The sequence below is a fragment of the Streptomyces sp. MZ04 genome (assembly GCF_004684775.1).
Taxonomy (GTDB): domain Bacteria; phylum Actinomycetota; class Actinomycetes; order Streptomycetales; family Streptomycetaceae; genus Streptomyces.
Genome location: NZ_SRIC01000030.1, coordinates 1 through 21,448, shown reverse-complemented (window position 1 = coordinate 21,448; position 21,448 = coordinate 1). Strand labels below are relative to the sequence as shown.

24 protein-coding genes and 1 tRNA gene are annotated in these 21,448 nt (G+C 68.3%); 21 read left to right on the top strand and 4 right to left on the bottom strand.

Features of this window, described 5'->3' with window-relative positions; all coding sequences use genetic code 11:
• The first annotated feature begins 202 nt into the window (after positions 1 to 202).
• Positions 203 to 529: a hypothetical protein gene (locus E2651_RS44615; protein ID WP_209446107.1), complete on the top strand. Its 327-nt coding sequence runs from the start codon at positions 203 to 205 to the stop codon at positions 527 to 529.
• Between the two features lie 177 nt (positions 530 to 706).
• Here E2651_RS44615 and E2651_RS09840 read toward each other — a convergent pair.
• Positions 707 to 779 (bottom strand) — tRNA-Arg (locus E2651_RS09840).
• 306 nt (positions 780 to 1,085) lie between these two features.
• Between E2651_RS09840 and E2651_RS09835 the strand changes: the two genes are divergently transcribed.
• The 11 genes from E2651_RS09835 (at position 1,086) to E2651_RS09785 (ending at position 11,688) form a co-directional block, all read left to right on the top strand.
• On the top strand, positions 1,086 to 2,735 hold the full coding sequence (locus tag E2651_RS09835; protein ID WP_135330687.1) for a dynamin family protein: 1,650 nt from the start codon (positions 1,086 to 1,088) through the stop codon (positions 2,733 to 2,735).
• Between the two features lie 260 nt (positions 2,736 to 2,995).
• The gene (locus tag E2651_RS09830; RefSeq protein WP_348541619.1) at positions 2,996 to 4,612 is read left to right on the top strand and encodes a YfjP family GTPase; all 1,617 of its coding nucleotides are present in this window, start codon (positions 2,996 to 2,998) and stop codon (positions 4,610 to 4,612) included.
• Between the two features lie 317 nt (positions 4,613 to 4,929).
• Entirely contained in the window at positions 4,930 to 6,354 is a 1,425-nt protein-coding gene (locus E2651_RS09825) for a recombinase family protein (protein WP_135330665.1), read from the top strand.
• Between the two features lie 350 nt (positions 6,355 to 6,704).
• Entirely contained in the window at positions 6,705 to 6,992 is a 288-nt protein-coding gene (locus E2651_RS09820) for a hypothetical protein (RefSeq protein ID WP_135330664.1), read from the top strand.
• Complete coding sequence (locus tag E2651_RS09815; protein ID WP_135330663.1) at positions 6,992 to 7,399, top strand: hypothetical protein; 408 nt, start codon at positions 6,992 to 6,994, stop codon at positions 7,397 to 7,399. Before E2651_RS09820 ends, E2651_RS09815 begins: the two co-directional genes overlap by 1 nt.
• Positions 7,396 to 7,677: a hypothetical protein gene (locus E2651_RS09810; RefSeq protein ID WP_135330662.1), complete on the top strand. Its 282-nt coding sequence runs from the start codon at positions 7,396 to 7,398 to the stop codon at positions 7,675 to 7,677. Before E2651_RS09815 ends, E2651_RS09810 begins: the two co-directional genes overlap by 4 nt.
• Positions 7,670 to 8,872: an AAA family ATPase gene (locus E2651_RS09805; RefSeq protein WP_135330661.1), complete on the top strand. Its 1,203-nt coding sequence runs from the start codon at positions 7,670 to 7,672 to the stop codon at positions 8,870 to 8,872. The genes E2651_RS09810 and E2651_RS09805 overlap by 8 nt, the downstream gene beginning before the upstream one ends.
• 295 nt (positions 8,873 to 9,167) lie before the next feature.
• Positions 9,168 to 9,422 (top strand): hypothetical protein, encoded by a 255-nt coding sequence (locus E2651_RS09800; RefSeq protein WP_135330660.1) that lies wholly within the window; start codon positions 9,168 to 9,170, stop codon positions 9,420 to 9,422.
• Between the two features lies 1 nt (position 9,423).
• The gene (locus E2651_RS09795; RefSeq protein WP_135330659.1) at positions 9,424 to 9,612 is read left to right on the top strand and encodes a hypothetical protein; all 189 of its coding nucleotides are present in this window, start codon (positions 9,424 to 9,426) and stop codon (positions 9,610 to 9,612) included.
• Between the two features lie 136 nt (positions 9,613 to 9,748).
• Positions 9,749 to 10,285, top strand: coding sequence for an HK97 family phage prohead protease (locus tag E2651_RS09790; protein ID WP_135330658.1), 537 nt, complete (start codon positions 9,749 to 9,751; stop codon positions 10,283 to 10,285).
• Positions 10,286 to 10,290: 5 nt separating this feature from the next.
• Entirely contained in the window at positions 10,291 to 11,688 is a 1,398-nt protein-coding gene (locus E2651_RS09785; RefSeq protein ID WP_135330657.1) for a phage major capsid protein, read from the top strand.
• Between the two features lie 480 nt (positions 11,689 to 12,168).
• On the opposite strand, the gene E2651_RS09780 is transcribed toward E2651_RS09785, so the two are convergent.
• On the bottom strand, positions 12,169 to 12,750 hold the full coding sequence (locus E2651_RS09780; protein ID WP_135330686.1) for an XRE family transcriptional regulator: 582 nt from the start codon (positions 12,748 to 12,750) through the stop codon (positions 12,169 to 12,171).
• Positions 12,751 to 13,098: 348 nt separating this feature from the next.
• Here E2651_RS09780 and E2651_RS09775 point away from each other — a divergent pair, with 348 nt between their 5' ends.
• From E2651_RS09775 to E2651_RS09765, 3 genes are read left to right on the top strand one after another with little or no spacing between them, the layout of a single operon-like run.
• Positions 13,099 to 13,365 carry a hypothetical protein gene (locus E2651_RS09775; protein ID WP_135330656.1) on the top strand — a complete coding sequence of 89 codons (267 nt, stop codon included), beginning with the start codon at positions 13,099 to 13,101 and terminating at the stop codon, positions 13,363 to 13,365.
• Positions 13,362 to 13,571 carry a hypothetical protein gene (locus E2651_RS09770; protein ID WP_135330655.1) on the top strand — a complete coding sequence of 70 codons (210 nt, stop codon included), beginning with the start codon at positions 13,362 to 13,364 and terminating at the stop codon, positions 13,569 to 13,571. The genes E2651_RS09775 and E2651_RS09770 overlap by 4 nt, the downstream gene beginning before the upstream one ends.
• Positions 13,568 to 13,765: a hypothetical protein gene (locus E2651_RS09765; protein WP_135330654.1), complete on the top strand. Its 198-nt coding sequence runs from the start codon at positions 13,568 to 13,570 to the stop codon at positions 13,763 to 13,765. The genes E2651_RS09770 and E2651_RS09765 overlap by 4 nt, the downstream gene beginning before the upstream one ends.
• Positions 13,766 to 14,388: 623 nt before the next feature.
• Here the strand turns inward: E2651_RS09765 and E2651_RS09760 are convergent.
• A complete protein-coding gene (locus E2651_RS09760; protein WP_135330653.1) occupies positions 14,389 to 14,592 on the bottom strand; it encodes a hypothetical protein in 204 nt (67 codons plus the stop codon).
• Positions 14,593 to 14,725: 133 nt separating this feature from the next.
• Here E2651_RS09760 and E2651_RS09755 point away from each other — a divergent pair, with 133 nt between their 5' ends.
• The 6 genes from E2651_RS09755 (at position 14,726) to E2651_RS09730 (ending at position 20,384) form a co-directional block, all read left to right on the top strand.
• Positions 14,726 to 15,130: a single-stranded DNA-binding protein gene (locus E2651_RS09755; protein WP_135330652.1), complete on the top strand. Its 405-nt coding sequence runs from the start codon at positions 14,726 to 14,728 to the stop codon at positions 15,128 to 15,130.
• A gap of 379 nt (positions 15,131 to 15,509) precedes the next feature.
• Positions 15,510 to 16,871 (top strand): Cys-Gln thioester bond-forming surface protein, encoded by a 1,362-nt coding sequence (locus E2651_RS09750; RefSeq protein ID WP_167828753.1) that lies wholly within the window; start codon positions 15,510 to 15,512, stop codon positions 16,869 to 16,871.
• Between the two features lie 155 nt (positions 16,872 to 17,026).
• Positions 17,027 to 17,434: a hypothetical protein gene (locus tag E2651_RS09745; protein ID WP_135330650.1), complete on the top strand. Its 408-nt coding sequence runs from the start codon at positions 17,027 to 17,029 to the stop codon at positions 17,432 to 17,434.
• 178 nt (positions 17,435 to 17,612) lie between these two features.
• Complete coding sequence (gene ettA, locus E2651_RS09740) at positions 17,613 to 19,277, top strand: energy-dependent translational throttle protein EttA (RefSeq protein ID WP_135330649.1); 1,665 nt, start codon at positions 17,613 to 17,615, stop codon at positions 19,275 to 19,277.
• 7 nt (positions 19,278 to 19,284) lie between these two features.
• A complete protein-coding gene (locus E2651_RS09735; RefSeq protein WP_135330648.1) occupies positions 19,285 to 19,722 on the top strand; it encodes a thioesterase family protein in 438 nt (145 codons plus the stop codon).
• Entirely contained in the window at positions 19,719 to 20,384 is a 666-nt protein-coding gene (locus E2651_RS09730) for a hypothetical protein (RefSeq protein WP_135330647.1), read from the top strand. Before E2651_RS09735 ends, E2651_RS09730 begins: the two co-directional genes overlap by 4 nt.
• A 97-nt stretch (positions 20,385 to 20,481) precedes the next feature.
• Here E2651_RS09730 and E2651_RS09725 read toward each other — a convergent pair whose 3' ends face one another.
• The gene (locus tag E2651_RS09725; protein ID WP_135330685.1) at positions 20,482 to 21,411 is read right to left on the bottom strand and encodes an ABC transporter ATP-binding protein; all 930 of its coding nucleotides are present in this window, start codon (positions 21,409 to 21,411) and stop codon (positions 20,482 to 20,484) included.
• Between the last annotated feature and the right edge of the window lie 37 nt (positions 21,412 to 21,448).

Genomic DNA, 21,448 nt, shown 5'->3' with positions numbered 1-21,448 from the left:
TACTGAGGCTTTGCCAACTCCCTGGTCGCGATTGCCGAGTGGGCCTGCCGCTGTGATCAGGCGGTACTGGCCCGGCTGGGGTGTCCCTTCAATCCGTTCGTCGGCCGCTTCCGGGTGCCGGGAGAGCGGACCTTGCGGGACGTCTTCGCCCGGGTCGACCCCGGCGCCCGGGTTCGCCCGGCTCACCGCGCTGACACCGCCCATGGCCGGGCCGCTGGGCCCGGACGGCATTGCGGAGCGCGAGCAGCGCCGCGCCCACCGGGCCGCCACACGCGGGCAGGGCCAGCGCCGTCGTCGCCACGCGGTCGCGGTGGACGGCAAGTGCCTGCGCGGAGCCGTCCGCGCCGACGGCAGCCGGGTGTTCGTACGCACCGCCGTCCGTCACGATGACGCGCTGACCGCGACCCTGCGTGAGATCGGCGCGAAGGCGAACGAGATCCCCGAGTTCGCCCCGCTGCTGCAGGTGCCGCTTTGGCGCCTACTCTGTCTGTACCTGACGAACCGCCAGAATGGCTCTGACCAGGCGTGACGCCCACACGGACGGCGCCCGTCTGTGGGATGGCTCCGCAGATGTGGGACGTATGTGGGATTTAGACTCGAGAAGCAGGGTGTAAAGCGGGGCAAAATGTGCGCTGAGGCAAAGAAGAGGCCCTCCGCAAGTGATCTCGCGAAGGGCTCAAAACTGCCTCTGACCTGCATAAATGCGCGCCCCCGGCAGGACTCGAACCTGCGGCCAAGCGCTTAGAAGGCGCCTGCTCTATCCACTGAGCTACGGGGGCCGGGTGGTGGCCGGTGGCCTGGAGCCCGGGTGGGGCGAGCTGCGACCTTGCCGGGGACAAGGATAGGGCTCCGGGGTCCTTGTCCCTGGTGCTTCGCCTCCGCGGCACTATGTGGAGGTTCGGTGAAGCGGTCCTGATAATCGCAGGCAGGTACGAATCCTGCATCGCTTTTGGCGTCTCGCGCCCCGGGTGTTGTGCACTCGTTATGCCTGCGCCCCAGTCGCCCCTTCCGTCCCGTGTGTCCGATCGGCGCGCAGGGACCCTCATATGCTTCAGAAAGCCGCCAAAATTGGGCATTCTTCGCATGTGGTGACCTTGGACGTACCGCCTCAACTGCTCGACGCACTCTCCGCCCTGCGCGAGCGTGTCGCCGCCGCACGCTTTCCGCTCCCCCTCGCGGGGGCGCCACGCGCGCGTGCCAACCGCGACGAGCTACTCGCACAGCTCGACGACTACTTGGTGCCCCGGTTGCGGGCCCCCGAAGCACCGCTGCTCGCGGTGATCGGTGGGTCCACCGGGGCGGGGAAATCGACCCTCCTGAACTCTCTGGTCGGGCGCCGGGTCAGTGAGGCGGGGGTGCTGCGGCCGACCACCCGCACGCCCGTCCTCGTATGCCATCCGGAGGACCACCACTGGTTCGCCGGGATGCGCGTACTGCCCGACCTCACGCGCGTGTGGGTGCCCCGGCCGGAAGCCGCCGACGGAGAGGAGGAGGCGGACGGTGACGCCGACGATCTCCTCGCGCCGCTCGGAGAGGACGGCGAGCGCGCGCTGCGCATCGAGACCGTGGAGACCCTGCCCAAGGGGCTCGCGCTCCTCGACGCGCCCGACATCGACTCGCTCATCTCCGAGAACCGGATCCTGGCCGCCGAGCTGATCTCCGCGGCCGATGTGTGGGTCATGGTGACGACCGCGTCCCGGTACGCCGACGCAGTGCCCTGGCATCTGCTGCGTACCGCCAAGGAGCACGACGCCACCCTCGTCACCGTCCTCGACCGGGTGCCTCACCAGTTGGTGACCGAGGTGTCGCGGCAGTACGCGGCGCTGCTCACCAAAGCCGGCCTGGGCGACGTGCCGCGGTTCACCGTGCCCGAGCTGCCCGAGTCCGCGGGCGGCGGCGGGCTGCTCCCCGTCACCGCAGTCGCGTCCCTGCGGGCCTGGCTCACCCACCGGGCGCAGGAGCCCACGGCCCGTACGCAGGCGATCGCACGGACCGCGCGCGGCGTCATCCAGTCCCTCGACGTACGGCTGCCGGAGCTCGCCGCAGCCGTCGCCGCGCAGTACGCGGCCGCCCTGCGGCTCACCTCCGCCGTCGACGAGGCGTACGAGAGCGAGCACGCGCGCGTGCGGGGGCGGTTGCAGGACGGCGCCGTGCTCGCCGGGGGCGCCCTGAAGCGGTGGCGCAGCTACCCCCTGGACTGCGGTGCCGGCGAGCTCCTCGACTCCGTCGGCGAGAGCCTGGAGGCGCTGCTGCTGTGCGCGGTGACCGCCGCCGACGAGCGGATCGACGACGCGTGGCGGCGCGAGCCGGCCGCCGCGGCCCCCGGGCTCATGGACCGCGACCGGGACGCCGAGAGCGCCGAGCACCGCATCGGCATGGCGGTGCGGCGCTGGCGGCGCGTCCTGGAGGAGTACGCCGAGGACGAGGTCCGCGGGCTCGACAGGCTCGAGAGGAACCTCGTCCCCGACCCCGAGTCGGTCGCCGCCCTGCTCGCCACGGCCCTGCTCGGCGGGCGCCGCGCGCGGTCGGCGGGCGAGACGCTCGCCGAGCGGATCGGCGCCCATGGCGCGCTCCGGCTGCGGGACCGGGGCGGGCGCCTGCTCACCGGCTACCTCGACACCGTCCTCGGCGCGGAACGGGAGCGACGCCTCGCCCCCCTCGACGCCCTGGACGTGAACCCCGAACCCCAGGCCGACCTGATCGCCGCGCTGTCCGTACTGCAGAAGGAGAGGTGACCGCGGTGACCGCCGTCACGGATCACACCGAACACGATGAGCGTTCCGAAGAAGGGCCGGAGGATTCGGGGACTTCGGGGACTTCGGGGACTTCGGAGGGTTCGGGGGCTTCGGGGGACGCGGGTCGCGGCTCCGAAGGTGTGTGGGATGACGGGCTCATCGCCCGTCGTGGCCCCGGCCCGGGGGCGGACAGTGCCGCCGAGGGGTACGTCCCGGCTGACACGGCTTCCGGAACTAGCTCCTCCGCGGCTCAGGCCTCCGTGACCTCGACCGCGTACGAAGGACCCCTGCGCGCCCGTCTCGACGCCCTGCGGGAACTCGTCGGGCTCTCCCGCACCCGCCTCGACAGCGCCACCCTCGCCGAGGCGGGCAGGGTGCTCGACGAGGCGGCGGCCCGGCGCAGGCTCTCCGACCGGCACACCGTCGTCGCCATCGCGGGTGCCACCGGCAGCGGCAAGTCGACGCTGTTCAACGCCCTTGCCGGGGTGACGATCTCGGAGGCCGGGGTGCGCAGGCCGACCACCGCGGCGCCCATCGGCTGCAGCTGGACCGACGGAGCCGCGGCGCTCCTCGACCGGCTCGGCATCCCGGGGCGGCTGCGCAGGCGCCCGCTCCAGGGGCCCGACACGAAGACGCTGCAGGGGCTCGTGCTGATCGACCTGCCGGACCACGACTCGGCGGTCGCCGAGCACCGCGAGCACGTGGACCGGATCCTCGGGCTCGTCGACGCGGTCATCTGGGTCGTCGACCCCGAGAAGTACGCCGACGCGATGCTGCACGAGCGCTATCTGCGGCCCATGGCGGGCCACGCGGAGGTCACCTTCGTCGTGCTCAACCAGGTGGACCGGCTGCCGGGCGAGGCCGCCGACCAGGTGCTCGACGATCTGCGGCGGCTGCTCGACGAGGACGGCATCGCACTCGGCGAGCACGGCGAACCCGGCGCCACCGTGCTCGCGCTGTCCGCCCTGACCGGCGACGGGATCGGCGAACTACGCGAGTCCCTCGGCCAGTTCACCCAGGAGCGCAGGGCCGCGGCCCGGCGGATCGAGGCCGACCTGGACGCCGCGGCCGACCGGCTGTGGCCGGTGTACGCGGGCGGTCCTTCCGGCGGGCGGGGCGCACAGCGCATCGGGCTCAGCGAGGAGGCGCGCGACGAGTTCGCCGACCGGCTCGCGGACGCGGTGGGCGCGGCGGCGGCCGGGCAGGCGGCGGAACGGGCCTGGCGGCGCAACGCGGGCAAGGCGTGCGGCACGCCGTGGCTGCGCCTTTGGCGTTGGTACGAGGCCCAGCGCTCGCCGCAGTACGTCGGCTGGCCGGTGCCTGACCCCCCGGCGGACGAGCAGGCCACGGCTCGCCAGCGCGTCGAGCACGCCGTGCGCACGGTGGCCGACGAGGCGGCGTCGGGGCTGCCCACGCCCTGGGGGCAGGCCGTGCGGGAGGCGGCCGTGCGCGGGGCGGAGGGGCTGCCGGAGGCGCTTGACGAGCTGACGGCGAAGGCCGGGGTGCCGAGGGGGCGGCCGCCGCGGCCCGGGTGGTGGCCGGTCGCGGTGTTCGCGCAGGCGGCGATGACGATGCTCCAAGTCCTGGGCGGGCTCTGGCTGGTGGCGCAGATCATCGGGGTCGCCTCGCCGAACCTGGGGGTGCCGGTGCTGCTGATGCTGGTCGGCATCGTGGGCGGCCCGTGCGTGGAGTGGGCGAGCCGGATGGCGGCGCGGGGACCGGCGCGGCGCTACGGCCTGGACGCGGAACGAAGACTGCGGGAGGCGGCCGCCGGGTGCGGGCGGGCGCGGGTGCTCGATCCGGTGGCGGCGGAGCTGTTGCGGTACCTGGAGGTGCGGGAGCAGTACGTGCGGGTGATGGGGGCGTCGGTGGGGTGAACGGAGGGCGGCTGGGCCCTGGTCTGGGTTGTGGTCCTGGTCCTGGTCCGGGTCCTGGTCCGGGTCCTGGTCCGGGCCCTGGTCCGGGCCCTGGTCGGGACCCTGGTGGGGCCTCGATCGGGTGAGGGAGTTTTCCACAACCGGCGGGTAGACCACAGGGCTCAGCGGGCCGTTGCCGACGCGTGCACTCTGAGATCAAAGCCGTGCAGGCGGAGTGGACGAGGGAGGGGTTCGGATCATGAACGAGACCTTGGTGACGGTGGTCACACTAGGATTCCTGCTACAAACCCACAAGGGGTGCGGCAAGGGGGAATCCGATGCAGAGCAACCCCAAGATCGACATATACGCCCGGATCTCGAAGGCGCCTGACGGCAGCCTTGAGAAGACTGATCGACAGATAGCGGACTGTCGAGCGGAGTTGGAGCGCCGCGGGCTGACCCTGGGTGAGGTCTTCCAGGACCCGAACCTGAGCGCATGGAAGCGAGGCGTACGGCGCCCCGGCTGGGACGCCCTCCTGAAGCGCATCGGCGGCGACGAGCCGCCCGTAGGGGTCATGGTCTGGCGACTCGACCGGTTCATGCGGCACTTGAACGATCTCGTGACGTTGCGGAATCTTGCCGGGGAAGGGTTCACGATCGCCACGTGCTTCGGTGAGCAGTACGACTTCGAACACAACTGGGGTTGGACGGTCATGCGCGTGACCATGGCCGAAGAGGAATCGAAGTCGAACTCTGTACGGACCAAACGGGGGATCAGGGCAGTACGGGCCAAGGGCAAGCCGAGTACGGGTCTGCGCGCCTTCGGCTGGGCAGCCGCACCCAAGGAGGGGCAGGAGCCGACCAGCCCCGATCTGGTCGCAATGGAGCGGGAGGCCATCGCGGAGGCTGCGCGTCGCTACCTCCAGAACGACGAGTTGAACGTCATCGCCCGCGACTGGAACGAGCGCGGGGTGCGCACCTCCATGGGAGGCACCTGGACGGGTGTCACCTTGCGGCAGATGCTCGGTCGTCCCAGGAACGCCGGGCTGGTCGAGCACAACGGGCAGATCATCGGCACTTTCGAGGATGAGCCCCCCATCGGTCGTCGGACCTATGACCGCGTGATGGCGAAAATGGCGGGGGCAAAGCGGGGGCGCCCGGTGTCGGCCAAGCGACTGCTGACGGGGATCGCGCAATGCGGGAACTGTGATCGCCCCATCAATAGCCGTAACCGGAGCGGCAAATACTATGCCGACGGCTTCGAGCGGATCATGTACTACTGCCCCTCTGCGCGCGGGTGCGGAAAGGTCTCTATCGCGCAGCCTGACGCGGATCTCGCAATCAAGGCATTTGTGATTCGCCGTCTAGCGGACCCGCGCCACGCAGGGCAGCTTGCCGCTCAGGCGGAAGAGGTCCGTAAGGTCGACGAGGAGATCGCCCAAGTCGAAAGCATTCAGCGCGTCCTCAATCGGAAGTTCTTCGACCTCCGACAGATCACCGAAGCCGAGTACAACGAGCACGACGCAAAGCTGATGGGGGACCTCAAGGCGCTTCAGGCCCGCGTCCAGACGGCCGCGGCGCCCGACCCGAACCTGACGGCGCCGGGCGCTCAAGCGGCCGTACGGGAGCGCTGGTTGCGCGCCGAGACCCCGGAGCGCCGGACGCTGCTCAAGGCCGCGTTGGGTACGCAGAAGCTGTACATCGACCCGGTGGCAACGCACTGGCGCCAGATCAAGATCACGGATCGCCTGCGTATCGAGTGACCTGCAACTGTTTCACCGGAATCGGACGACCCCCGGCTTTCGGTCGGGGGCTCTTTCTTGTCACGGGAGATAACATCAGCAACAGGATTCAAAGCTAGTTGACCTTGTCTGTCGACATCGCCTTTACCAAATCTCCACAAATGGAGCTTGCTTCTGCCGTGAGGGTGCTTGACGATACAAGCACTGGTGTGGCGAGGTCATCGGGCTGCACCCCCGGGAAAGCAACGGTCGGATAGACCTTGTTGGCTCCACCTGCGAAACCTGCGCAGGGCACGCGGACGCTTTTCGGGCAATGGTGACCACAGCTACCGAAGATAGCTATATCTTCGGTTGTTCGCCGGAGCCCTTTTATGGCAAAGAATGCCATTTCCAAGACTGTTGCTAACAGTCGTGCCCGCCTCGCCGCTGAAAAGCGATGGAATCCCAATTCCGACACCACGGGTATTAGGCGCGAGCTTAAGGCCGCGCTCGTAGCCGACCGCCTCTATAAGGTCGTCGAAGACCTCGCGGAGGAGAACCCTTACGAGGAGTGGGCGGACGCTGTATGCGCCTCTCTGCCCACCATGAGCGCTCAGCAGATAGCCGCTGCGGCTCACGTGTTCTCTTGCATCGACAACCGCTCTGAAGCGGGGGCGTGATGTCGAGCAACGACGCGGCCCCCAAGTCGAGGACCTGGGGACCGGTAATCAGCGGCCGGGGCACGGCGCCGACGTATGCCACGGTACCCGCGACCGCCGACACCGGCCATGACTGGCTGGTGCTCGCCTCCGTCTGTTCTTGTGACGGCGTCGCCGTCACCGTCATGGGCAGGTGGGAGTCCGGCACCGAGGAGCCGGGAGGCGAGGACGAGGTCACTGCGGTAGGCCCCGACTGGAAGCCCCTCGCCGCCCTGGTCGCAAGGGAGCTGCACGACTACACCGGTCTGCCCGTCTTCGCCCGCTGCACGGTGGCGTACGCCCGCTGCCGCGAGGGGGATGCGGCGCTCACCACCGAAGCGGTCGAGTTCATGTACGCCCTCGCCGACGAGATCGGCGGTGCCCAGTGAGCCGCCGCCGAGCGAACGGAAAGCACCGCGCCAAAAGGCCCGCTACGGCCGCCGAGCGGCTCGCCAAGGCGTACGTCTGCGGCGACTGCGGGGCGACCAGCGACCGCGTCACGGTCGATGAATACGGCCTCAATCACGTGCACGTCATCCACGCCGACAGCTGCCCGGTATTGAGCGGCGCCGTCGCGGATATCGGAGACGTTTTCCGCGCGGCGACTCGCGCCGGTGTCGCGATGCTGGCCGTAAAGGTCGCGGACGGGGGTGCGTCCGATGAGTGAAGCGGAATCCATCGGCATGACGAGGGCGCGGCTTTACTGCGCGCTGCCCAAGATGATGCCGGGTGAGCCCAACCTTCGCGACGATTTCCTTAGACTCCTGGGTTACCCTCAGCCGGCCGGATTCTGGGATTGCGTGAAGGAGGTCGATGCGGAGGAGTCTGACACCGGACGCGTCGTCTCTACAGTCTCGCTATCAGACATCAAGCCCCGTCGGGTCAAGTGGCTTTGGGAGGGTCGAATCCCCATGGGCGAGGCGACACTCATCGTCGGCAGGGGAGGCACCGGAAAGTCCACCCTGCTTGCCAACATGGCCGGACAGATCACCATGGGCGTGATGCCGGGTGAGTTCCTGGGAACGCCGCGCGATCTCCTTTACGTTGCCAATGAGGACAGCTACGAATACACAATCGTGCCGCGCCTCATGGCAGCCGGGGCCGACAGATCCCGCATCCACCCCATTGCCGTAAAGACTGCCGGGCGATCGGGCAGCGTCATACTGCCGCTCGACTGCGAGCGGCTGGCAGCGATAGCAGCCGAACACGACGCGGTGGCCATCATGCTGGACCCTCTGTCATCCAACCTGGACGTACGGAAGAACAACGGCGACGAGATGCGTCCAGCGATGGAGCGGATTCGCCGGACGGCGGAAGCTGCGGGCCTCTCCTTCATCGGGCTCGGGCACACGCGTAAGGCCATCTCGATGAACCTGATGGACGCCATCCTGGGCAGCTCGGAACTCGGCAACGTCGTGCGATCGGCGATCGGCGTCATGGCCGACCCGGATGAGAAGGGCGCCTACGTGCTGTCGCAGGAGAAGAACAACCTTGGCCGACTGGACGTGACGTCGCTGATGTACCGCATCACGGGTCACATGTTCCAGAGCGACGGAGAGCTGATCCAGACGTCCAGGATCGAGTGGACGGGCGAAACCGATAAGACCGTCTCGGACATGCTCGCTGACGCCCAGACGGGCAACGGTGGCGCCCTCAAGGAAGCCATGGAGTTCGTCCGCAGCTACCTGGAATCCCGCGGAGGCGAGGCGCCCAGGAAGGACGTCCAGGCGGCGGCGCGCGGCGAAGGCATCTCTGCGTCCAGCATCGGCCGGGCACGCGACAAGCTGAACCTGACCGTGCTGCGACAGGGGTTCGGCTCGGGTTCCGTCTGGCAACTTCCCGCTGTTCCGCCCAGCGGTTGAGTCGTGAGTCGGATGGAGCTGAATGGAGTCGAACGAGGGCTGCTCTGTCCATTCAGTTCCATCTGACTCCATCCAACTCAGAGTTCAGTCTCAGGGCTGCTGAGTCGGATGCGCAGCCGCTGGACGGATAGCAACTCCGCTGCGCCGCCCTGCTGGTCGACCAGAGAAGCAGCCCCGCCCTCGCTGGACGGCTCCTCACGCGTCGCCCGCCCCCGCCCCGGCACCGGGGCGGCGCCGCCCACGCCGCAGCGCCGCACAGAGGCGCCTGGCCAACATCACCAGGAAGGGACAGACCATGACCGACACTCACGACGACCCGTTCGGCACCGCGCTCGCGACCTTGACCGCCGAGGAGCGGCAGCACTTCCGCGAGATCGCCGATGCCCTCGTTGAGGCTGCCGACGCTGCGGCCGTGGCGCCCGGCTGGACGCTGCGCGCCCCGGCTGACTCGTGGCGGATGCTGGCCGTGCACTTCCGCGAGCGGCGTGACCCGGTGTGGTGCGCCCTGTCGGCCGCCGCCGCGCGCGCCGACGAGATCGGGGGGCGGTGACATGGACGAGATCAACCCGCTGATCCGGGACGCCGTCGAACGCATCACCATAGGCATGGCCGAAGCCTTCGACATCATCTGGTCACGCCCTGACGCCGCGCAGATCATCGAGAACTTCCTTGACGGCTCGGGCGCCTTTCTCGTTGAGCGCGACGGCATCACGGTGATGAGCACGGACGAATCCGAATGACGCCCCGTCAGTGCCGTATCGTGGAATGTGCTAGCTCGGCATCGCAGGGACGCCGGACCTCACAGGGTGAGGCACTCCGGACACCTGGTCACCATGCAGCGGATTCCCTCCGCACGCCTTCGCATAGGTGGACCCCTTGAGCAGCACTCTCTATCGTCAAACTTCCTTCCGAGCCGATGGCACGGGCCGCACCATTTACGGCGTCGCCATGCCGTACGGCCAGACCGTTGACATCGAAGAGTTCGGCCGCAGCTACAAAGAGCGGTTCGCGCCCGGCGCTTTCGCCCGGTCGATCCGTGAGCGCAGCGACAAGATCCGGCTGTTCGTCGGGCACGAGTCGCGCAAGCTGCCGATCGGCAAGGCGACCGAACTCCGTGAGGCGGCAGACGGCTTGCACGCGGCCTTTCACGTGTCCGCGACCCGTGACGGTGACGAAGCGCTGCAACTCGTGCGAGACGGCGTTGTGACTGCTTTCAGCGTGGGTTTCCGGCCCGTTCGGGACCGACAGGAAAGCGGCGTCACGGTTCGCACTGAGTGCGCGCTGTATGAGGTGTCGCTCGTCGGCATTCCCGCCTATGAGGGAGCGGCGGTTGCGGGAGTCCGCACCGCGCGTCCGGCTATTTCCGTCGACATCGCCCGAAGGCGACTCGACCTCATCCTGAAGACCTGGTGACCCCGATGCCCCTTTCATTCCCTGCCCTTGAAGCGGTCCACGCCGAGCGCGACCAGCTGGCCACCGAAGCGCGGACGCTGCTCACCCGTTCGTCCGAGACCCTTTCCGATGAAGACACGGCGCGTTTCACCGAAATCGAGACGCGGCTCACCGAATTGAAGACCCAGGAAGACAAGCTGCTTCCGCTCGCCCGGCTCATCGAATCCGGGAACTACGCCACCGAGAACGGCACTCCCCGTTCGGATGGCGGCGACCGCGGCGGCAGCTTGAAGGACTCCGTCATGCGAGCCATGGACGCCGACATCAAGCGCCGGATTCTCCCGGAGTACGCGGCCGAACGCGTCGAGAAGCTGATGACCATCGGCACCGAGCAGAGCCAGACGCTTTCCCAGCGCTGGGCGGCTGCGGCCGGTGACCCTGAATACCTCAATGCCTTCGCCAAGCAGATGGCCGACCCCGTCAGGGGACACCTGCTCTGGACGGAGCGCGAGGCGCACGCTTACCGGAACGTCGCCGAAGTGCGGACGGCGCTCGGTCTCGGCTCGGGGGGCGGGGCAACAATGGTCCCCCTCACGCTGGACCCGGCAATCATGCTCACCAACGACGGCTCGATCAATCCGCTGCGCCGTATCTCGCGCGTCGTCCAGACGGCGAGTAATACATGGCAGGGGGTGACCTCCGCAGGCGCCACGGCCGAATGGAAAGCCGAGCACGCGCAGGCTGCGGACGGTACTCCCGCTCTCGCCGGCCCGGAAATCCCGGTGCACCTGGGGGACGTGGATGTCATCTACTCCTACGAAGTGGGGATGGATGCCCTGAATTTCGCCCAGGAAATGCAGGGGGTCATGATGGATGCGGCGGACAATCTCGCCGTGGCGGCCTATACGACGGGCACCGGTTCCGGTCAGCCGAAGGGTATTGTCACCGCCCTTGCCGGTACGGCCAGTGAGCTGAACAGTGGCGGCAGTGAGGCCCTGATAGCGGCTGACGCATTCACCGTGCAGAACGCCCTGCCTGCCCGGTTCTCAGCAAACGCTCAATGGTGCGCACACATTGCCACTATCAACGCGCTGCGACAGTTCGAGACAACCAATGGCGCACTCAAGTTCCCTGAGCTGGCAGGCAATCCGCCCTACCTGCTGACCAAGGCCATGAATGAGCTGAGCAATATGGATGGCTCGGTCAATGCAGCAGCAACAGCTAACAACTACCTGTTGCTCTATGGTGACTTCAATCAATTCGTTATCGTCGATCGCATCGGTGCGACCGTCGAGATCTTGCCCGGTTACGGCGCCAATCAGCGTCCGACTGCCCAGCGCCACGCGTTCCTGACCTTCCGAACTGGATCAGACGTGGTGGTGCCGCAGGGCTTCCGACTCCTGGACGTGCCGACGACCGCATGATCCCCGGCGCCGCTGCTCCACGGCGCCGGACCGCCGCGCCCACGGTCTCGGGGATGACCATGGGCGCGGCACTTTGCCCAAGTGAATGATCCCCTCGACTGCTAACGGTCGCGCCGTGATCCACGGTTGGTGCGGCGGCTCGCGAACGTCACGGTCGGGGGCGCATCGATCAAGCGCTGACCTGCATCGAGTGCAAACATGGGGGGTGGGGGTCGACCGTGATCAACGATCAAGGTGACCCCCAATGCCCTTGTGTCCGGCAGAACCCTCTACTGGGGCTTGGTGCAAACGACTACAAATCCGCAGGTCAGAGGCGTGATCGGCGCCCTGAAGGGGTCGTTGCCGCCCCTTGATCGCATCGCCGCAGAGTGGTGATCGCCCAGGCGGGGCGGCGTGTGAATGATCGAGTTGTGATGTGCAAACGCTGGGTGCCGCCACTTCGTGGTCAAACCGATCTCGCCGTGGCGAGATTCAGGGCGATCAATCGCTGATCGGGGCGCCTCGGCTCCACAGCTCTTCGGCGTGATCCCGGAAGCGGTCGAACATGCCACCGTCGCCGCGACGGCGAAGGTGCAGGAGTGGGGAGTCGTGCCCGACAAGACGGGCCAGGTGGGGCGTCACAAGCGCGTCGTCGTCGAACCGGAACACCGACAGGGCGACATGGTTCGGAGCATCCTCGGGGGCGCTGTAGCGGGCCTCCAAGCCGTCCAGGGGGCCGAGTTGACCGAGGGCTTCGAGGGTCATCCGTACGCGCGTGGACACCGTCAGGGCCACGTCCTCGATGATCTCGCGCTGCCGGGTCACCTCGCCCTCGGGGTCGCCGATGAGGAACCTGACGCGGCACCCCGCCCCGGTCTTGCGGCGCAGCGTGTCGGAGAAGGCGGGGAGCTGCGTCCACAGGAAGTAGTTCGTGTACCCGGCAAAGAAGATGTCCTTCGAGGCGCCGCCCACCAGGTCGGCCCACACGGTCGACGGACACGCGGACCGGTAGGGGTAAGACCGGACGATCTCCAGATCCCCGCCTGTCTTGACGCGGTCGGTCAAGGCCTTGGGCCACAACATCTGTTCGTCAACTCCCAGCGCCTCGGCAGCGTCTTCCCGGTTCCTGGCGTGCGGGATCAGATCCTCGTCCGCCAGCCATCTCTCAATGGTCTTGCTGGTCACCCCTACGTGCGCAGCCAGCCGCCGGGGCGACTGTCCGGCCGAATCCATAGCTGATCGTAGGTTCCTGTTCAAGGTATCCCCCGAGACGTTTGGGCCTTTTCCAGGCTAGCGCCGAGGCGCTCCAAGTGTCCCTGCCTATGGGGGAGATACGTCCTCCAGGTGGGCCGACGATCTGTCGTACGACAGACCCCGGCGGACGCGGTGAGGCGCCCCCGGGGCATGGCCGACTACGAAGGAGCCGACGCCATGGACCCTAGCCACACGGAAGCCACTGACGGAACGGCGCACGGCGTCACCGAGGGGCTTCCCGTCGGCGCCCTGGTCGTCGACGTCGCGAGGATGAAGCTCGGTCGTCTGATGGGGCACGAAGGCCCGCGTCTTCGGCTTCGCCCCCCGGCGGGTGGCCGCGAGTGGGAGGCCGACCCCGACCGCGTCCGGCTGGCCCACGGAGACGAGATCCTTCGCGCGAGCGTCGCCGAGGTGAGCCACGCGGCACCGGGGCGGACGCCATGAAGGTAGGCGTCGCCCGTCCTGCTGTACTTCCCGATCCGAAGACACTGAGCGGACTCCAGCTGTCCGAACAGGCCTGCGCCCTGTGCGGCGCGAGGCTCTACCGGGACCGCCTGCTCGGCACGGTGACGTACCGGGACCACTACGGCCGCAAGGCCGCAGCTGAGCTGTGGGCGTGCGCGCCGGTGTGCGAGGTGCCCCGCCGATGACCAAGACCTGTCGCGAGTGCGGCGAAGACACGGACGAGCCGATCGCGGTCGCCCTGGAACACGTGGCGAGCACCGGCGGGCGCGTCGTCTATCTGTGCCAGCTGTGCCGCTTCGTGCTCGGCATCGTCCCGCTGGACCAGCACCCTGCGGGCAGTGACGGGCGGGTCCGGTACGAGGAGGAGATGCCCGCCTGAGATCCCCCGGTCCGGCGCCGGGACATGAACCCAGGCCAGAAGGCCCTGGTCGCGCTCGCGCTGGAACCGATGTTCAAGGCGGCCACCTCAAAGGGTCGACCAATCGGAGGCTCTCCGACTACTGGGAGTGAAAATACTACTCCGGATCCGGAGTCACCCCCGCAGAACAGAAACGATCGGACCTCTACAGCCAGGGCTGCCAGAGCTGTCGGGGCCTCCCGCAAGGCGGTCAGGGAGAAGGACCGCCGGGGGCACGCGCGGAAGCCGGGGGTCAAGGGTTTGGAACCCATGGGTTCCAAGATCAGCGAACGCCTCTGAACGTGTCGGCGCCCCCGCTCCCTCGTACGGCCGAGGTGGGGGCGCCGTGCTGGCGAGGGAGCTGGGTACCACGGTACCCAAGATCAAACGTCTACAAATGTAGACAGTCGATCTTCGATACAAATGTATGGAAGATCAATGAGCGCCGGGCCGTGAAGCGCCCCGCCCGATGCATCCGGGACGGGGGCGCTGTGCTGCTCGGGGTCAGCTCTCGCGTGCGTACACGACCAGCGAGACGACGGCGATGGCCGCGAGCACGATCACGAACCAGTGCGCCCACATGAGTCGGATGATCTCGAAGAGGGTCATGCCGCGTCACCTGCCACCGGGTCACGCTTCAGGCTCCACGGCATCCACGGGAACGTGCTGCGGTAGACGCCGATCTTCAGCACGTCGTCGTACGGGATGGGCGGGAGGCCCCGCACCATGTCGCGGGCCCACGTGTCGGCTTCGGCGCGCCCTGCGCTGAGGTCTGGCTCGTGGCCGCTGTCCTTACTACGGTCTTCCATGGGTCTGCGCTCCCTTGATCTGTAAGGGGTGTGGATCAAGGCGCTGCCTGGTGTGTCCGCACCGGGTGGCGCCGCTGGCGTTTCGCGTCTCCTCCTGTGGGAGGCGGGCTAGCGCTGTAGCACCAATTGCGTCCTGACGGTGGTGGGGAATGTCGCGACGACGCCCGTGTTCCGGGAGCTGGCCTCCGGGCCGGTGTCGCGGTTCCGGCTCGCGGTGACCACGCGGTACTACGACGGGGTCCAGAAGGTCTGGGTCGACGGGCACACCAACTTCTTCACGGTGTGGGCGAATCGAGCGCTCGGGGCGAATGTGCAGGCGTCCCTGGCGATCGGTGAACCGGTCATCGTGCAGGGGAGGTTGAAGGTGCGCGACGAGGAGCGGGGCGGTCAGCACTGGACGTCGGCGGACATCGACGCGATGACCGTCGGCCACGATCTCTCGCGCGGCACGGCGGCGTTCCGGCGCGTGCTCAAGGCGAACGCCGCGCTCACGGATCCGGTGTCGGCGCGCGAGGCGGAGCCCGAACCGGTGGGGTGATGGTCCGTCAGCGCGGGGGCGACCGATGTGCGGCTTATCGGCGAATGGGTGCCGTTGATTTGTCGATAAGCCCAGCCCAGAAGGGGTGTTGGCGATAACGATTCCGATTCGGATCGGTTATCGAATGGCAGTACTGGGGATCGTGGTCTGCCGCGTCTCTAGGATGCCGGACGTAGCTCACGGGGCAGTTGGCAGTGGATGCCACGCAGGTGGCAGGTGATTCTGCCCCTTTCAATCTGCTGGCGGGACCGCCCCCCTCGATGTGAACGGGTCCCGTCCGGAGGGGAATTCTGTGTCTTTTGCACGTTCTGTTTTCTCTGCGGGCTCCGCGTGCACCGAGCCGTCCGCGCGCAGACGGGGTACGTCCCGTGTCGCCGCGCTGGCCTTGGCGACCGGGCTCCTCGCGGCGGGCGCGATAGCCGGCGCGGGTGCGGCCGCGGCGGAGGAGGCCCCGCAGCACCAGGGCGGCGCCACCGCGACGCTGGGCGGGCTCCAGACGTACGACCAGGCCGTGATCCGTGACGGCGGGACGAGCCAGCAGGTCCCCGCCGGACTCTTCGAGATGTCGGTGGACGGCGGCGGCACCCTGCAGAGCTACTGCATCGACATCCACAACCCGACGCAGAAGGACGCCAAGTACCAGGAGACCCCCTGGAGCGGCACCTCGCTGAACGGCAACAAGGACGCGGGCAAGATCCGCTGGATCCTGCAGAACTCCTACCCGCAGGTGAACGACCTCGCCGCGCTCGCGCAGAAGGCGGGCGCGCGGACGCTCACCGAGCAGGCGGCGGCGGCCGGCACCCAGGTGGCGATCTGGCGCTACTCGGACGGCGCCGACGTGGACGCGGTCGACCCGCAGGCCGAGAAGCTCGCGGACTACCTCTACAAGAGCGCCCGCGCCACGGCGGAGCCCAAGGCCTCCCTGACGCTCGACCCGCCGGCGGTCTCCGGACGCGCGGGGGAGCGGCTCGGCCCGGTCACCGTGCGGACGGACGCGGACGCCGTGTCCGTGACGCCGCCCGCCGACTCCGCGGTCAGCGGCGTCAAGATCGTCGGCAAGAACGGCAAGCCCGTCACGTCCGCGGCCAACGGCAGTCAGCTGTTCTTCGACGTCCCCAAGGACACCCCGGACGGCTTGGCGGCGCTCACCGTCCAGGCGTCGACGACGGTGCCGGTCGGCCGGGCCTTCGCCTCCGAGACCCGGAGCCAGACGCAGATCCTCGCGGGCTCCAGCGAATCCACCGTCTCCGCGACGGCGAGCGCCTCCTGGGCGAAGAAGGGCGCGATACCCGCCCTGTCGGCGGAGAAGAACTGCGCCGAGAGCGGCGTGGACATCACGGCGAGCAACAAGGGCGACCAGCCGTTCACCTTCCGGCTGATGGGCTTCAAGCACACCATCGAGGCCGGTACGTCGCGGACCGTGACGATCCCCTTGCAGGAGGACCAGCCCTACGACTTCACGATCCAGGGGCCGAACGGCTTCGAGAAGCGCTTCAAGGGCGTACTCGACTGCCGCACCAAGGGCAGCGCGATCGACAACAAGACCCAGCCCCTGCCCGACCCGAGCCCCGCGTCGGCGGGCGGCGGCACCGGCGGCGACGACCTCGCGGCGACAGGCGGCTCCAGCGCGACGCCGATGATCGCGGGCATAGCGGTGATCATGGTCGTGCTCGGCGGCGCGGCGATGTTCCTCCTGCGCAAGAAGAAGGACCCGGCGCAGGCGCCGACCGAGGAGGCGTAAGCGCGCGGGGGTGGTGGCTGACAGCGGTCGACGACCGCTGTCAGCGCCCTGTGGGCGGGATGTCAGGACCCCCCAGCAGAGTCGTGCTCATCAACAACGGCAAGCACCCGCCGGGAACCCCGGCAGGGCCCGTTCACTTGAAGGAGCACACAACCATGTCCCTCAACCTCACCGCCCAGGACAAGCTCACCCTCCGGACCGCCGCGTACGGCGCCGTCTCGCTGCTGGCCGCCGCCGACGCCGCCGGCTCGCCCCACAAGATCGCCACCCAGGGCTCCATCGCCCTGGCCTCCGCGACCGGCCTGGTCGGATACGTACTCGCCGAGAACTCCAAGGTCGCTGACCTGGGCGGCAAGTCCGTGGCCGAACTCGCCGACACGGTGCTGCCGGCCCTGACGGCCGCCATGACCCTCCTCAAGAAGCAGGACCCGGCAGAGGCCGACAAGTTCCGCGCCGTCGTCGGCGTCGCCATGGAAACGGCGGCCCAGACCCGCCAGGGCGGCCCCAGCCTCACCATGACCGACATGACCCGCAAGATCACCGAAGCCCTCGACGCCGCGTGACGGGACCGGACGGACCGGAACCGGACGGCCGATGACGACGGACAGCGACAGATCGCTTACCGCCGCGTGCCGGAACGTCCAGGTCACGGCCCCCGCCCAGTACTGGTTTCCTCCGGGAGGTAGCCGTCAGGCAAGATGGGGTGTATCTGCCCACTCACTGATTGCCGGACGGTTTCTCTTGGCTGAGTACATCTACACCATGCGCAAGACGCGCAAGGCGCACGGCGACAAGGTGATCCTCGATGACGTCACCTTGAGCTTCCTTCCTGGCGCGAAGATCGGTGTCGTGGGCCCCAACGGCGCCGGTAAGTCCACGGTGCTGAAGATCATGGCCGGCCTCGAGCAGCCGTCCAACGGTGACGCGTTCCTCTCGCCCGGGTTCAGCGTCGGCATCCTCATGCAGGAGCCGCACCTGGATGAGTCGAAGACCGTTCTGGAGAACGTCCAGGACGGCGCCGCCGAGATCATGGGCAAGCTCAAGCGCTTCAACGAGGTCGCCGAGCTCATGGCGACCGACTACTCCGACGCGCTCATGGAAGAGATGGGCAAGCTTCAGGAGGATCTCGATCACGCCAATGCGTGGGATCTTGATGCCCAGCTCGAGCAGGCCATGGACGCGCTCGGCTGCCCGCCCGGCGACTGGCCCGTCACCAACCTCTCCGGTGGCGAGAAGCGCCGCGTCGCGCTCTGCAAGCTCCTCATCGAGGCGCCCGACCTGCTGCTCCTCGACGAGCCCACCAACCACCTCGACGCCGAGTCGGTGAACTGGCTGGAGCAGCACCTCGCGAAGTACGCGGGCTGCGTCATCGCCGTCACCCACGACCGGTACTTCCTTGACAACGTCGCCCAGTGGATCCTGGAGCTCGACCGCGGCCGCGCCATCGCCTACGAGGGCAACTACTCCACGTACCTGGAGAAGAAGCAGTCCCGTCTCAAGGTCGAGGGGCAGAAGGACGCCAAGCGCGCCAAGCGGCTCAAGGAAGAGCTCGAGTGGGTGCGGTCCAACGCCAAGGGGCGTCAGGCCAAGTCCAAGGCGCGTCTGGCGCGCTACGAGGAGATGGCCGCCGAGGCGGACAAGATGCGGAAGCTGGACTTTGAAGAGATCCAGATTCCGCCGGGCCCGCGGCTCGGCTCGATCGTCGTCGAGGTCGAGAACCTGTCGAAGGCCTTCGGCGACAAGGTGCTCGTCGATGACCTGAGCTTCTCGCTGCCGCGCAACGGCATCGTCGGCATCATCGGTCCGAACGGCGCGGGCAAGACCACGCTGTTCAAGATGATCCAGGGCCTGGAGGAGCCGGACTCCGGCAGCATCAAGGTCGGCGACACGGTCAAGGTGTCGTACGTCGACCAGGGCCGCGCCAACATCGACCCGAAGAAGACGCTCTGGGCCGTCGTGAGCGATGAGCTCGACTACATCAACGTCGGGCAGGTCGAGATGCCCTCGCGGGCGTATGTGAGTGCGTTCGGCTTCAAGGGGCCGGATCAGCAGAAGCCTGCCGGGGTGCTCTCCGGTGGTGAGCGCAACCGCCTCAACCTGGCGCTGACCCTCAAGGAGGGCGGCAACCTGCTCCTCCTCGACGAGCCGACGAACGACCTGGACGTCGAGACCCTGTCCTCGCTTGAGAACGCGCTTCTGGAGTTCCCCGGTGCCGCGGTCGTGATCTCCCACGACCGGTGGTTCCTCGACCGAGTGGCCACGCACATCCTGGCGTACGAGGGCGACTCCAAGTGGTACTGGTTCGAGGGCAACTTCGAGTCGTACGAGAAGAACAAGATCGACCGCCTGGGTGCGGACGCCACCCGCCCGCACCGTGCCACGTACAAGAAGCTCACCCGGGGCTGAGACTGACATGAGTCGGCATATCTACAGCTGCCCCCTCCGGTGGTCGGACATGGATGCCTTCGGGCACGTCAACAACGCTGTCTTCCTGCGGTACTTGGAAGAGGCGCGGATCGACTTCATGTTCCGGCTGGCTCCGGGGGACGGCAGTCCGTCGTTCTCGGGCGGGTCCGTCGTGGCCCGTCATGAGATCGACTACGTACGGCCGTTGGTCCACCGGCACAGCCCGGTGACCATCGAGTCGTGGGTGACGAAGATAGGCGCTGCCTCGCTCACCATCGCGTACGAGGTCAAGGACCCCGAGCAGGTGTATGTGCGGGCGTCGACGGTGGTCGTCCCGTTCAACCTGGAGGCGCAGCGGCCGCGGCGGATCACCGCCGAGGAGCGTGCGGTGCTCGAGGGGTACATGGACGACAGCGCCGGTGGCGCGGAGGCGCTCGTCGCATGACGGCGCAGCTGCACTTCGCCGATGCCGGGGAGGCGGCGGACCTCGCCGCCTTCCTGGCGCGGCTCATCCACTACGACAAGGCCGCGGCGGTGCGGCTGCAGGCGGCGGGGGAGACCCTCGCCGTGTTCGGGCGGCCGCCGTCGTTCGAGGTGCTCGCGATTCGTACGGCGCGGCTCGCGAAGCCGTACGAGTACGGGCTCGACACCTCGCTCGACGTCACCGTCTCGGCGGGCGAGCTCCTGGAGTCCGTGGACCCCGCGGGTTCGGCGTCCGTGCCGCAGGCCGTCACGGGGCCGCCGTGGGCCGGGGTGCTTCCGCCGCGGGGCGGCTGGCAGCCGGAGGCGGGGCTTCCGGGGATGGATGCCGTGCGCGGACTGGTGGCGGCTGCCGTCGCGGAGTTCAAGGCTCGGGTGGCGGAGTTGCCGGCGGAGCGGCGGGTCCGGGCCGAGCTGGATCAGTTGGGGCGGGAGATCTGGTCCCGGTCCATCGGGGACACGGGGCTTCCCGTTCGCGCGGCGCATGCGGCGCAGGCGCTCGGGTTTCTGCGGGGGGATTCGCTGGACCTGCTGTCCAGCGGGGCGTGGCTTCGGCTGCGTACGCCTTATGGGTCTGTCGCTGTGCGGCGGGCTGGTGTCGGAGGGCTTTCCGTCTCGCCGGTTTAGGCGGTGCTCGGCGGTTTAGGCGGTGCTCGGCGGCTTAGGCGGTGCTCAGCGGTTTAGGCGGTGCTCGCCGGTTTGGCCGGTGCTCGGCGGTGGCGCGTCAGCTCTGGTTGTCGTCCGGCCACACCCCGATGTGGTCGCGTTCCAGTTCAAGGGCCACCCTGTCCCGCATTCCCAAGGACTCCGTGTAGTCCGCGGGGAGTTGTAGGCGGCCCGCGCGGTCCAGCATGGCGTATTCGCGGGACGTCACTGATTCCTTGCCCGTGGTCTCGTCGACCTCTGTGCGGCGCAGGACCTCCGTCGATGTGCGGCCGTCGCGGATGGCCACCGTGCGGCGGACCTCGGAGGCCACCGCCTGGTCATGGGTGACGATGACGATCGTGGTGCCCAGGATTTCGTTCGCCGTGCGGAAGGCGGCGAAGATCTGCTCGGCGGTGTGCGAGTCCAGTTCGCCCGTGGGTTCGTCGGCCAGGAGCACCGAGGGGTTGTTGGCGAGGGCCACCGCGATCGCCACGCGTTGCTGCTGGCCGCCGGAGAGTTCGCGCGGGCGTCGGTCGCCGCAGTCCGCGACCCCCAGCAACTCCAGTAGTTCCGCAGCTCGTTGAGACTTCTGGGTCCGACCAAAGCGGCGGCCGCCCCTCAACTGCATCGGGAGGGACACGTTCTGAGCCGCCGTCAGGTACGGCAGCAAGTTGCGTCCCGTCTGTTGCCATACGAAGCCGACCACATCCCTGCGGTAGCCGAGGCGTTCCTTCGCGCCCATCGTGAGGAGGTCGCGGCCCGCGACCCGCGCCGCGCCCGCCGTCGGCTCGTCGAGTCCGGCGAGGATGTTCATCAGCGTCGACTTGCCGCTGCCCGACGCGCCCACCAGCGCCATCAACTCGCCCTCGCGGACCAGCAGATCGAGCCCTTGCAGCGCCTGCACCTCGATGCCGTCCGTGGAGAAGACGCGGACCAGGCGGTCGCAGGTGATCAGCGCGTCATGGCCGTACGCGGGCCGGTCGCGGTGGGCCGTGGCCCGCGCCTCCAGGTCCGCGAGCGACGCAGGGGATGCGGGGGATGTGGGG